General features: G+C 66.4%; 13 protein-coding genes and 2 tRNA genes. 9 read left to right on the plus strand and 6 right to left on the minus strand.

Features of this window, described 5'->3' with window-relative positions; all coding sequences use genetic code 11:
- The first annotated feature begins 95 nt into the window (after positions 1–95).
- The 6 genes from QO058_RS11805 (at position 96) to QO058_RS11830 (ending at position 5121) form a co-directional block, all read left to right on the plus strand.
- Complete coding sequence (locus QO058_RS11805; RefSeq protein ID WP_284172212.1) at positions 96–986, plus strand: carbohydrate ABC transporter permease; 891 nt, start codon at positions 96–98, stop codon at positions 984–986.
- The gene (locus QO058_RS11810; RefSeq protein ID WP_284172213.1) at positions 979–1833 is read left to right on the plus strand and encodes a carbohydrate ABC transporter permease; all 855 of its coding nucleotides are present in this window, start codon (positions 979–981) and stop codon (positions 1831–1833) included. Before QO058_RS11805 ends, QO058_RS11810 begins: the two co-directional genes overlap by 8 nt.
- A gap of 11 nt (positions 1834–1844) precedes the next feature.
- Positions 1845–2813 carry a Gfo/Idh/MocA family protein gene (locus tag QO058_RS11815; RefSeq protein WP_284172215.1) on the plus strand — a complete coding sequence of 323 codons (969 nt, stop codon included), beginning with the start codon at positions 1845–1847 and terminating at the stop codon, positions 2811–2813.
- Between the two features lie 9 nt (positions 2814–2822).
- On the plus strand, positions 2823–3689 hold the full coding sequence (locus QO058_RS11820; RefSeq protein WP_284172217.1) for a sugar phosphate isomerase/epimerase family protein: 867 nt from the start codon (positions 2823–2825) through the stop codon (positions 3687–3689).
- Positions 3686–4699, plus strand: a complete 1014-nt coding sequence (locus QO058_RS11825; protein ID WP_284172219.1) for a hydroxyacid dehydrogenase — start codon at positions 3686–3688, stop codon at positions 4697–4699. The genes QO058_RS11820 and QO058_RS11825 overlap by 4 nt, the downstream gene beginning before the upstream one ends.
- Before the next feature lie 128 nt (positions 4700–4827).
- The gene (locus QO058_RS11830) at positions 4828–5121 is read left to right on the plus strand and encodes a hypothetical protein (RefSeq protein WP_284172221.1); all 294 of its coding nucleotides are present in this window, start codon (positions 4828–4830) and stop codon (positions 5119–5121) included.
- A 5-nt stretch (positions 5122–5126) separates the two neighbouring features.
- On the opposite strand, the gene QO058_RS11835 is transcribed toward QO058_RS11830, so the two are convergent.
- Positions 5127–5201: transfer RNA gene (locus QO058_RS11835), tRNA-Gln, on the minus strand.
- A gap of 182 nt (positions 5202–5383) precedes the next feature.
- Between QO058_RS11835 and QO058_RS11840 the strand changes: the two genes are divergently transcribed.
- Positions 5384–5460, plus strand: a tRNA-Pro gene (locus QO058_RS11840).
- A gap of 135 nt (positions 5461–5595) precedes the next feature.
- Here the strand turns inward: QO058_RS11840 and QO058_RS11845 are convergent.
- Positions 5596–7056 carry a methyl-accepting chemotaxis protein gene (locus tag QO058_RS11845; protein WP_284172222.1) on the minus strand — a complete coding sequence of 487 codons (1461 nt, stop codon included), beginning with the start codon at positions 7054–7056 and terminating at the stop codon, positions 5596–5598.
- Complete coding sequence (locus QO058_RS11850; RefSeq protein ID WP_284172223.1) at positions 7049–7366, minus strand: hypothetical protein; 318 nt, start codon at positions 7364–7366, stop codon at positions 7049–7051. Before QO058_RS11850 ends, QO058_RS11845 begins: the two co-directional genes overlap by 8 nt.
- A gap of 311 nt (positions 7367–7677) precedes the next feature.
- Here QO058_RS11850 and QO058_RS11855 point away from each other — a divergent pair, with 311 nt between their 5' ends.
- The gene (locus tag QO058_RS11855) at positions 7678–7821 is read left to right on the plus strand and encodes a hypothetical protein (protein ID WP_284172225.1); all 144 of its coding nucleotides are present in this window, start codon (positions 7678–7680) and stop codon (positions 7819–7821) included.
- A 79-nt stretch (positions 7822–7900) separates the two neighbouring features.
- Here the strand turns inward: QO058_RS11855 and QO058_RS11860 are convergent, their stop codons facing one another.
- Complete coding sequence (locus tag QO058_RS11860; protein WP_284172226.1) at positions 7901–8527, minus strand: biotin transporter BioY; 627 nt, start codon at positions 8525–8527, stop codon at positions 7901–7903.
- Between the two features lie 107 nt (positions 8528–8634).
- Here QO058_RS11860 and QO058_RS11865 point away from each other — a divergent pair, with 107 nt between their 5' ends.
- Complete coding sequence (locus QO058_RS11865; RefSeq protein WP_284172227.1) at positions 8635–9576, plus strand: MBL fold metallo-hydrolase; 942 nt, start codon at positions 8635–8637, stop codon at positions 9574–9576.
- Positions 9577–9579: 3 nt separating this feature from the next.
- Here the strand turns inward: QO058_RS11865 and QO058_RS11870 are convergent, their stop codons facing one another.
- Entirely contained in the window at positions 9580–10356 is a 777-nt protein-coding gene (locus QO058_RS11870; RefSeq protein WP_284172228.1) for a DUF1499 domain-containing protein, read from the minus strand.
- Positions 10357–10361: 5 nt separating this feature from the next.
- Positions 10362–11267 (minus strand): DMT family transporter, encoded by a 906-nt coding sequence (locus tag QO058_RS11875; protein WP_284172229.1) that lies wholly within the window; start codon positions 11265–11267, stop codon positions 10362–10364.
- Positions 11268–11273 lie beyond the last annotated feature (6 nt).

Below are 11273 nucleotides of genomic sequence, written 5' to 3' on the forward strand. Positions count from 1 at the left end.
TCGTCGGACCGGTGCCAGCCGAAAGCGCGAAGCGGGAGGCGGCAGTGGTGACTGCCTGGTCCTCCGGACATCCCGCGTCGGCGTCCCGCCAGCGCATGACGACCCGCCTCTTCGCGGCGTTCGACCGACACTTCCAATTGCTGTTCATCCTGCCCGGCCTGCTATGCCTCGTCGGCATCGTCGCCTATCCGGTCGTCTGGAACCTCGTCGCCGCCTTTACCAATGCCAATCTGATTTACGAGGGTTGGCGGTTCACGGGGCTCGACAATTTCCGCCTCGTTCTGGCCGACGCGGAATTCGTGACCTCGACGTTTCGCACGCTGGTCTGGACCTTCGTGTCGGTCGTGCTCCAGCTTTTCGTCGGGCTCGTCGCGGCACTGTGTCTCGAGAAGGTCACGGCCGGGCGATCGCTCCTGCGCATGGCGTTGATCGTGCCTTGGGCCTTTCCGGCGATCATCATGGCGTTCGCCTGGCGCTACATGCTCGATGCGAGCTACGGCGTCGCCAACTATTTCATGATGATCCTCGGGCTGATCGGGATGCCGCACGCCTGGCTCGGCGAGACCGGGACGGCGATGGCGGCGCTGATCGCCATGAACGTCTGGTTCGGCTTCCCTTTCATGATGGTCGCCATGATCGCAGGCCTGCAGACCATTCCGCGGGAGCTGTACGAGGCAGCTCGCATGGACGGCGCTTCGCCCTGGCAGGAGTTCCTGTACGTGACGCTGCCGGGGCTGAAGGGCATCGTCGCCACGCTCGCGACGCTGCGTACGATCTGGATCTTCAACAATTTCGAGTTCCCGTACCTGACGACCGGCGGCGGCCCCATCGACGCCACGACGACTTTGCCGATCTACGCCTTCAAGGTCGGCTGGACGCAGTATGAACTCGGCCGGATGGCGGCCGTCTCCGTGCTGATGCTGGCCATCCTTACCGTCACGACGGTGCTTTACCTGCGGCTGCTCAGGGAGGAGGACGATGCCTGACATCGTTGCCCGCCCCCGCGCCGGGTCGTTGCTGAAGCTGGCCGTGCCCTACATTATTCTCGCCGTGCTCGCCGCTTGGGCGTTGTTTCCGCTCGCCTGGATGATCTTCTCGTCCCTGAAGAGCTATGCGGAGCTCTATCGCTTTCCGCCAAGCTTCTCGCTCCGCGATCTCGGTTTTCACAACTACCGCGACGTCATCGTCTCCACGCCGTTCCTCAGTTTCCTCAAGAGCAGCACCATCGTCGCGCTGGCCAGCACGATCCTCGGCACGACGATCGCCGCCATGGCGGCCTATGTGCTGGCGCGCCGGCTGGTCCGCGGTTCGGGCGCGCTGACCAAGCTGCTCCTCATCGCCTACATCTTTCCGCCCATTCTGGTCGCGATCCCGCTCTTCCTGGTCGTCAATCACGTCGGGCTGGCGAACACGCAGGCCGGGCTCGTGCTCGTGCACATCGCCTACACGTTCCCGTTCTCGACCTGGATGCTGATCTCCTTCTTTCGACGCGTGCCCGTCGAACTCGAGGAGGCAGCGCGAATCGACGGCGCCAGCAACCTGACGATGTTCTTCCGGATCACTCTGCCGCTCGTCGCACCGGGACTCGTGACCGTCGCGGTATTCGCCTTCATCTCATCGTGGAATGAATTCCTGCTGTCGCTGATCATCCTGGGCGCTGGCGACCAGCGCACGCTCTCGGTCGGTCTCTACAGCCTCGTTGGTGGCGAGTTCGCCCAATGGGGAACCGCGATGGCAGCGACGACGCTCGCGATCATCCCCACGCTCCTGCTCTTCCTCGCGGTGCAGAACCGCATGGCGGCCGGTCTGACGGCTGGTGCCGTGAAAGGGTGACCATGGTTCCGTTGCGGATCGCGATCATCGGGTGCGGCATGATCGGGCGCATCCACGCCGACCGCCTGGCCGGGCTCGGCCATGCGATCGTCGCAGCGAGCGATCCCGATCTCGAACGCGCGCGCGCCGTGGCGGCGGGCGGAAGAGCATACCAGGATCATCGCGATCTACTGCGCGAGGGCGGTATCGACGTCGCTTGCGTCTGCAGCCCCACGCCACATCACCACGGCGCGGTCATGGATTGCGCGGCTGCGGGCGTGCACGTCTTCCTCGAGAAGCCGATGTCGGTGACACTCGATGAGGGTCGCGAGATGGCCGCCGCCATGGAGGCCGCGGGCCTGGCGCTCGGCTTCGGCTTCAAGATGCGCTTCGAGGCGGTGTTCGCTGAGGCGCGCCGGCTGGTCGCGGAAGGCACGATCGGGCGGCCGCGCTACGCCACGTTCTCGTTCTACCAGCCCACCCCACCAGGCGAGCGGATCTGGTACGCCGACATCGGCGTGCTGCGGGACATGCTCGTGCACATGATCGATCTCGCAGGCTGGCTGCTGGATGCCGGCCCGAGCGCCGTGCGCGCCCGGACCGATCGCGAGATCGGCCGCGCCGGCGAGGACAAGGCCTTCATCGACATCGATTTCGGCGAGCGCGTCGAGGCCCGCATCCAGGGCGGTTATCTCGCTGACTATCCCGATGTGGCGGGCCGGGAGGACATCGTATTCCAGATCGTCGGCGAGCGCGGATACGTTCTCGGCAAGCGCCCCGATCTCCTCCTCGCCGTCACAGCTGATGGGTCGCGGACGCACGCGCTTGCACCGATCGACGCCTTTGCAGCGGAGCTGAAGGCCTTCACGGATGCCCTCGCGGCTCGCGAACTGCCCCCGGTGACAGGCCGCGACGGGCTGCGTGCCCAGGCCATGATCGATGCGGCAGAGCGTTCGGCCGCGGCCGGCGGCGCCGAGGCGCGCATCCCCCGATGGCATTGACTGGCCGGCATGGCCGCTTTCGGTGAAATGGGCAACGCGATGCGCATCCTCATGCATTCCATGGCGTGTCCGGACCGCAGTCCGGAGGGCGCGCTGGCACTCGCCGAGGAACTCGGCCTCGACGGCGTCGAGTTGATCTGCCAGGCCGGCTATCGCTGTGCCTTGCCGCCTGAGGCAACATTCGCAGATGCGCGCCGGCTCGCCGCGCAAGCGCGTGCGGTCGGCACGAAAATCCTAGCGCTGACACCTTATGCGAAGGGCATGAACGCAGTCGACGCCGACGCGCGGCGGCAGGCTGTCGCGGAACTGAGCCATGTTATCGCGCTCGCCGCCGAGCTCGGCTGCGAGGTGGTCCGCATCTTCGCCGGCGCCGAAGTGCCGCTGGAAGATGTCGACGCGGCCCTTGCGCGGATGGTGGAGCCGTGCCGGCAACTCGGCGACGTCGCGGCGCGGCAAGGCATTGCGCTTTGCCTCGAAAATCACATGGACACGATGGCGCTGTCGGCGAGCCTCACGATGCGGGCCCTGCGGACGATCGACCATCCGGCTTTCGGTATCCTCTACGACCAGGCCAACCTCGACTTCATGAAGGCTGAGGCCTTTCCAGATGGCTATGCCCTGCAGCGACCGATACGCCACGTGCACGTCAAGGATTTCCGATTTGGCGAAGCCGGTGAACGCTACGCCGCACCGGTAGGCGACGGCCTCGTGCCCTGGCCCGATATCATCGGCGTCCTGGTGCGCGACGGTTATCAGGGCTGCCTCAGCCTGGAATACGAACGGCGCTGGTTTCCTGACCAGCTTCCGCCGGCCGAGGAGGGGCTGACGCGCTCGCGCGACGCTCTGCGGGCGATGCTGAAAGCCGCTGCGGCATGAGGTCCGCGACACCGCCCGGGCTGGCGCTCTTCTACGATCGGGGGCGCGCGCCCGATCTGATGGGCGACGCACAGCGGGACGGGCTCGCACCCTTCCGCCTCCTGACGCATGAGCCGGTTGCCGCGCCCACGAATCTTCCGGACTCCGTCCTGGCCGAGATCGAGCTCGTCATTTCGGGCTGGGGCTGCCCGTGTCTCGACGAACCGCTTCTCGAACGTATGCCGAAGCTCCGCTTCGTCGCGCATACGGGGTCGGCCGTGAAGCCGATCGTCTCGCCGTCCTTCTGGTCGCGGGGAATTCGCATATCCTCGGCAGCGGCGGCAAATGCGCGGCCGGTCGCGGAGTACGCGCTCGCGGCTATTCTCTGGGCCAACAAGCAGGTTCTGGCGGCCAGGGAATTCTATCGCGACAAGGGCCGGCCGCAACGATACCCATGGACGGCGCCCGATACGCCCGGAAACTGCGGCCCGACCATCGGCATCGTGGGCGCGTCGCGCACGGGGCGGCACCTGATGAACCTGCTGTCGCATTTCGACATGACGGTGCTGCTTGCCGACCCGTATGCGGACGCCGCCGCGTTATCGGATGCAAATATACGTCTCGTCGACCGTGAGGAGTTGGCGGCGCTTTCTGACGTGGTCAGCCTGCATGCGCCGTTGACGGATGAGACGCGCGGCATGATCGACGCGGCGTTTCTGGCACGAATGAAGCAGGGCGCGACGCTGGTGAACACGGGGCGCGGCGGCCTGGTCGATCAGGACGCGCTCGTCACCGGTCTGAGAGGCGGCGGGATATTCGCGATCCTCGATGTCACGGAGCCGGAACCCCTGCCACCCGATTCACCGCTCCTGTCGCTACCGAACGCCTTCGTGAGCCCGCATGTCGCGGGTGCCGCCGGGTATGAAACTCGGCGCCTTGCAAACCTGGCGATCAGCGAAACCTTGCGCTTTCACCTTGGCGAGCCACTGCTGCACGAAGTCCTGCAACGCCATGCCGAGCGGTTTGGATGATCGCCAGGCTGGTTCAATCAGACTCATATCGAAGCCGCGTTCCTCAGAGATCGACGTCTTGATCTACTGCCCTCGTCTCGGGCTCCAAGCTCTGCACAGCCAAGCTTTTTGATGCCGATCATCCGCACTTGGCCCTGACCTGGACCACGGCATTCGACCTCGACGAGAACCCGCTGAGTAGCAATTCCGGCGTCGTCTATTCCGTCTTCGTCGAGAAAGTCGAGGCCAGCCGACCAGCAACCTATCCGTCCGAGCCATTCGTCGCAGGTGTGGCGCCTCCTTTCGAAAACGAGGCGCTGGTCGTATCTGGTCCCCGCTTCGCCGCCCGCGTCAGGCTCACCCTCGGGGAAGAACAGCCGCCCGCCGCCGGCGGGCCGGCCCGGAGATGGCAAAAAAATCGCTTACAATTCAATGGTTTATGAGAAAATGGCTGGGGCGGGAGGATTCGAACCTCCGAATGGCGGTACCAAAAACCGCTGCCTTACCGCTTGGCGACGCCCCAATCTGCGCTGCCTTCTAGAGCGCGTCGCGGGCGCGTGCAACATCGGATCGCGCACGTCCGGTTTCGATCGTGATGCGCGTGGCCCGCATCGATCCGGCCCATCCCGAAAAGATTGCTCATCGCCATGGCCTTGGGTGTTGCGCTGCGATGGCCGGCTGGCTATAAGCCGGCCACCAGTTGATCGGAGTGTGGCTCAGCCTGGTAGAGCACCTCGTTCGGGACGAGGGGGTCGCAGGTTCAAATCCTGCCACTCCGACCAAAATTTCCCGCATTGTCCAAGGTCTAGCGAGACCAGCCCTTCGGGGCTTCCTACGTGCTTGACGGACTGCCGGCGGTTCCGCGTCCGCCCGCGCCGTTTCGGTCACGCCTGCTTCGTACCAGCCTTAAATTGCTGTCAGGCGGCCCGGATCCGGCCGAGGAAGTCGGCGACTTCGGTGTCGAGATCGGACGACTGGCTCGAGAGCACGTCCGCGGAATCGGCGACGTGATTCGCCGCTTCGCCGGTTTCGTCGGCGACGCGGCTGACGATGTCGATATGACTGCCGGCGGTGACCGTCTCGGTCGCCGCGCGCCTGACGTTCTCGGCGATCCCCGCCGTCGCCACATTCTGCTTCTCGACCACCGCGGCGACCGCGCCCGAGATTTGGTTGAGTGTATCGATCGTTGCCGTCATCGCATCGATCGCCTTGATCGCATCGGCCCCCGAGAGACTAATCGCGTCGATCTGGCCCTGGATCTGCTCGGTCGCCCGCCAGGTCTCGTCTGCGAGGCCCTTGATCTCATGCGCGACGACGGCGAAGCCGCCGCCCATATTGCCGATCCGCGCAGCCTCGATCGAAGCATTGAGCGCCAGCAGGTTGGTGTGCCGGGCGATGGTCGAGATCACCTGGGTGACGTTGCCGATCTCGTGCACCTTGCGCGAGAGGTCGCCGACCCTGTCGAGCACGGTGAGGGCCTGCTGCGTCGTGTCTCCGACAAGGCGCGCCGCCTCGTTCACCTGGCGATCGACCTCGGTAAAAGAGGTAGCGAGCTCCGACGTCGCCTCGGTGATGGCGATGACGTTGGAGGACGACTGACGCGACGCGACCAATGCCGCGCCCGAACGCTGCGAAACCTCGGCGGCACCCATGCGCATCTGCTCGGACGCGGCCCGCAGAGACGCGATCGATGCGATGACGGCGCGTGCGATGCCTGCGATCTTCCGCTCGAACTCGTTGGCGAGGTCGTGCAGGATGCGCCGCCGTTCACGCGCCGCCCGCGCCGTCGTCGTCGCGACATCCTGGCGTGCTTCGTCAGCGATCGCCCTGGCCGCGTCCGCCTCGGCTCGCTCGCGTTCGGACGCCTCGACCGCCTGCCGGAGCGACCAGACGATCCAGCTCAGTGCCCCAGCCTGAACCGCGACGATGGCGCCGTGCAGGAAGGCACGCTTGATGTCGCCGCCGCCGGGAAACACACCGGCCGAATAGACAAAGCTCAGCGTGAGGTGATGGGCGCTGATCGCCATCGTCGCCGGCAGGAAGATGCGCCAGTCGAGCCAGCCGGCCAGCACGGCCAGCATGGCGAAGAAGTACATGTGCAGGTCGGCCTGATAGGGGTGGCCGGCGAAGCCATAGACCAGCAACATGACCTGGCCGACCAAAGCGATGCTGGTGATCTGCCGTGTGACCCAACCGATGCGATCGAGCCGCCAGGCGAGCGTCCCCAGGATCGCGAGCGCGGCCCCTGCCGCCGAGATCGTCGTCGCATGTGGCGCCCCGTCGGACGGGGTGCCGATCAGGAGCAAGGCCGCATTCGCCCACAGAATCGCGATCAGGAGCCTGGCGAAGCGTATGCGGAGACGTTCGACCTCACCCACGAGTAAGGCTCCTCACCTGACGGATGCATGATTGGGCGAAGGAGCCGTCCACCACGAGCCAGGCCCCCGAGCGATAGAGAGAGATCGCATAGTCGCTGCCATCGCCGATGCTGATCGCGACCGCGGCGTCGGCATCCAGCTGCAGGATGCTGCCTCCGGCCTGCGAGACGGCGCGCGCCATCTCGGGCGAAGAGGTTCCCGTAGGAAAGAACGCGGCGATGGGCTGTCCTGGAACCGGCCAGGCTGCGATGAAAAAGGCGCCCAGCGCCATGACCAGGCCGATAATCAAGCCAAAGCCGACTTCACGCATCGCGTGCCCCCGGCATCAGATCCGTTGTCGAGACAACTTCTCAAGAATGCGGTTAGTCAGCTTTCGAACTGGTAAACGCCGCCGATTACTATTTCCGTAGGTTCGATTTCGTGATCGCGTCAACATTCCGTAACGTAATGATTCTCAATTGCCCCTCACGATACATGTTGGAGTTGAAAACATGTACAGGACCGCGCCTGCCAAGATGGGGTCGGCACAGCCTACCTGCCGCCATGATGATTCCTCAGCACCACATGGCGCGGCGGCGACGGCTTCGCTATGCTCGCACCGCAATCTGGAGCCGCGCTTGCATGAAATCCGTTTTTCGCCTCATCGCCGTTCTCGGCCTCACGACATTGCTCGCCGGCTGCGACCGCTGCGGCAACATGATGGAGCTCGATATGTTCCTCCAGCCGGTCAAGAAGGCCTGCACCGACCAGAGGCCACAGGGTTGACGTCCTCAGGATAACACAGCGGGCAACAAAAAAGCCGGGGCTGGGCCCCGGCTTTCTGATTCTGTAGCTGCCGTTCGGCTCAGGCGCGGCGCTTCAGCACCGACCAGCCGGCCCCGACCAGGCTCGCCGCCAGCGCCGCCTTGATCAGGTCGCCGAGCAGGAAGGGCTGCACGCCGGCCGCCCAGGCCTTGGCGAAACCGAGGCCGGTCGCCCCGCTCGCCATCTGTGCGCCGAGCGCCAGCCAGGCGAAGCCCAGCGTCATCAGCGCGATCTCGGCCAGCACCACGCCGCCGGCGAGGCGCCAGAGCGAGGCTCCGCGTGAGCCGGCCCAACCGGCGATAGCGGCCGCAGCGACGAAGCCGATCAGGAAGCCACCCGTCGGTCCGAGCAGATAGAGCGGGCCGGCCGCGACCGGCGGGGTATTGGTGAACACCGGCAGGCCGAAAAGGCCGTAGGCGATGTAGAGCGCGACCGTCGCAGCACCGAGGCGCGCGCCATAAGCGGCGCCGAGACCGAGGACGGCCAGCGTCTGCAGCGTCATCGGCACCGGCCAGAACGGCACCTTGACCTTGGCGGCGGCGATGATCAGCAGGCTGCCGACGACGGCGAGCGCGATATTGCGCAGGACGCGCGTGCGCGGATCCGACAGGACCGGCAGGGCCGCGTTGACCATGGTGGTGGCAGACAAAGGCAATGTCTCGGCCATAGGATCTCGTCCTTCTTCTTCGGGCCGTCGACGCCCGGCTCGTTCGTCTATAGGGAATGGCCCACCGGCTCACAAGCCGGCGATCATGCCCGCTTGCAGATGTGCAGATGACCAGTTCCACCCGAGACGCCGCCACCGACCAGCCCCTCGACTTCGACCGCGACCCCGGCGCGGCCTCCGGCGAACTCGTCCGGCTCTCGCCGCTGGTGCGTCGCCTGATCGCCGGCAATGGCGGGCCGATGACCTTCACCGGCACCTGCAGCTATATCGTCGGCCGTGGCCGGATCGCGATCATCGATCCCGGCCCTGACGATCCCGCCCATGTCGAGCGCCTGCTCGCCGCCATCGCCGGCGAGACCGTCACCGACATCGTGATTACCCACACCCATCGCGACCATTCCCCGGCCTCGCGCGCGCTCAAGGCCGCGACCGGCGCGCGCATCGTCGGCTGCGGGCTGCATCGACCGGCGCGCGAGCTTGTCCTCGGCGAGATCAACCCGCTCGACGCCGCCGCCGACAAGGATTACGCCCCCGATCTCGTCATGGCCGAGAACGATGCCGTCTCCGGCCCGGGCTGGACACTCCAGGCGCTGGAGACGCCCGGCCACACCGCCAACCATCTCGCCTTCGCCCTGCCGGAGGAGAACACCTTGTTCTCCGGCGACCATGTCATGGCCTGGTCGACCTCGATCGTCGCCCCGCCCGACGGCTCGATGGTCGCCTACATGGCCTCGATCGAGAAATTGCGCGGCCGCGACGACCGACTCTACTGGCCCGGCCATGGCGGCCCGGTGCGCGAGCCGCAGCGCTTCCTGCGCGGGCTGGTGCAGCATCGACGCCTGCGCGAGGCGGCGATCCTCAGCCGGATGCAAGCTGGAGACGAGACGATTGCCGAGATGGTGCCGCCGATCTATCAGGAGCTGCCGACGGCCCTGCGCGGTGCCGCCTCGCTCTCGGTGCTGGCGCAGCTCGAGGACCTGGTCGCGCGGGGCGTCGTGCTCTGCGATGACGAGGCGCCGATGCTGACGAGCCGCTATCGGCTGGCTTGAAGCTCAGCGCAGCTCGACTAGGAGCTTCACCTCTTCCTCGAAGGCGGCGATGCGCTTGGCATTGGCACCGAAATCGAAGCCGCCCAGCCGCGAGGCAGAGCGGATGTCGATGCGGCTGCCATCGGCGCGCGGCCGGATGCGAATGGTGATGTCGTCGACGAGGCGCAGCACGCGCGAGCGTGCCACCGCGTCGAGCCGCCCTGCTCCGCTGCGCCCGCCGGGCGCCGCGCCTTCCAGCACCTGCCAGCCGAGATTGACTGAGGCCTTGCGGGCAATGTCGTAGGCGACCTCGGCCGGCAATTCGAGCACGATCGGCAGCGCCTTCGGATAGCCCTGGCGCTGCGCCGCGCGCCGCTCGGCCGGAACATCAGGCGGCACGCGGCCCTCGCGCGCCGCCAGCGCCACGCGCGAACGGCTGAAAGCCGGCGGCTCGGCGATATCGGTCGAGACCTCGGCGATCAGCGGCAGGGTCGCGAGCTGGAAGCCGCCATAGGCGACCGGCGCCAGCAGAAGCAGGCAGAGCACGAAGGCCTGCACGGCGATGCCGATGCCGCGATGCCCGTCCTGCCAGATCCTGATGAAGGCAGCGAGCGTCAGCAGGAAGGCGAGCGCAACGAAGAGATAGGCGCCGGCGATCGGCGCCAGCCGCTCGAGCGAGGGCTGCCCGAAGCGGAAGATCAGCACGCTGAGCGCAACGACCGTCAACCCGAACAGGGCCAGGCGCCGGCTCCAGATCGCCGCGCGCGAAATCGGCTCCTCGAAGACGAGACGACGATGCATCTCTCTTAGGTGGCGGAGCGCCCGGCGGAAGGCAAGCCGCGAGTTCCATCGGTGGTCGCGAGCCAGATGCCGACCCCGACGACGATGATTCCGACCACCAGATTCCAGCCGATCGGTTCGTTCAGCAGGAGAGCGGCCATGAGCGAGGCCGTGACCGGGTTGACGGTGACGGTGACCGCGACGCTGGTCGCCGACGCCCGACCGAGGGCGAAAGCCCAGAGATAGAAGGTCAGGGCGGCGCCGATCACGCCAAGATAAAGCGCCGCCGACCATTGCGGGACTGCGAATTGTGCGACCGCATCGAAGCTGCCGCGCAGCGCCGAGATCAGAACCAGGGCCGCAGCGCCCACGGTCATCGCGACCGTCGTGAACGGGATCGGCCCGCAGCGGCTGATCACCCGCTTCGACCAGATGCCGTACAGCGCCATGCACAAAGCCGCCGCGATCATCAGGAGATCGCCGCGCCAGGCCTGCGGCGGTGCGTGACTGAGGCCTGAGAGAAGCGCGAAGCCGACGCCCACCATGGCGATCAGCACGCCGATGGTCTTGCGCGCCGTCAACCGCTCACGGCCGAGCGCCGCGCCGACGACCAGCGACAGCAGCGGCAAGGTCGAGAGTGCGAGCGCACCACGCGCACTACTCGTATAGATCAGCGACGCGTTGAACAGGATCGGGAAGATCGCGAAGAAGAGCAGCCCCAGCCCGGCGGTCTGGAGCCAGTCGCTGCGATCCGGCCAGCGCCGGTCGCCAAGCAGGGCGACCGGCGCGAGCAACAGGCAACCGATGCCGAAGCGGAAGGAGCCGATCGCAAGAGGATCGAGATGGCCGACGAGATAGCGGGTCGCGGCGATGGAAGTTCCTCCGAGCGCACTTGAAGCCGCAGCAGCCACCACACCCCAGAGCTCGCTCATGCCGGG

This window comes from Bosea vestrisii, assembly GCF_030144325.1.
GTDB classification, from domain to species: domain Bacteria; phylum Pseudomonadota; class Alphaproteobacteria; order Rhizobiales; family Beijerinckiaceae; genus Allobosea; species Allobosea vestrisii_A.

Bases quoted from the DNA above. Each gene is read 5' to 3' on its own strand.
- QO058_RS11805 (WP_284172212.1), top strand. From the start codon at position 96: ATGACGACCCGCCTCTTCGCGGCGTTCGACCGACACTTCCAATTGCTG.
- QO058_RS11810 (WP_284172213.1), top strand. From the start codon at position 979: ATGCCTGACATCGTTGCCCGCCCCCGCGCCGGGTCGTTGCTGAAGCTG.
- QO058_RS11820 (WP_284172217.1), top strand. From the start codon at position 2,823: ATGGCCGCTTTCGGTGAAATGGGCAACGCGATGCGCATCCTCATGCAT.
- QO058_RS11825 (WP_284172219.1), top strand. From the start codon at position 3,686: ATGAGGTCCGCGACACCGCCCGGGCTGGCGCTCTTCTACGATCGGGGG.
- QO058_RS11850 (WP_284172223.1), bottom strand. From the start codon at position 7,366: ATGCGTGAAGTCGGCTTTGGCTTGATTATCGGCCTGGTCATGGCGCTG.
- QO058_RS11855 (WP_284172225.1), top strand. From the start codon at position 7,678: ATGAAATCCGTTTTTCGCCTCATCGCCGTTCTCGGCCTCACGACATTG.
- QO058_RS11860 (WP_284172226.1), bottom strand. From the start codon at position 8,527: ATGGCCGAGACATTGCCTTTGTCTGCCACCACCATGGTCAACGCGGCC.
- QO058_RS11865 (WP_284172227.1), top strand. From the start codon at position 8,635: ATGACCAGTTCCACCCGAGACGCCGCCACCGACCAGCCCCTCGACTTC.
- QO058_RS11870 (WP_284172228.1), bottom strand. From the start codon at position 10,356: ATGCATCGTCGTCTCGTCTTCGAGGAGCCGATTTCGCGCGCGGCGATC.
- QO058_RS11875 (WP_284172229.1), bottom strand. From the start codon at position 11,267: ATGAGCGAGCTCTGGGGTGTGGTGGCTGCTGCGGCTTCAAGTGCGCTC.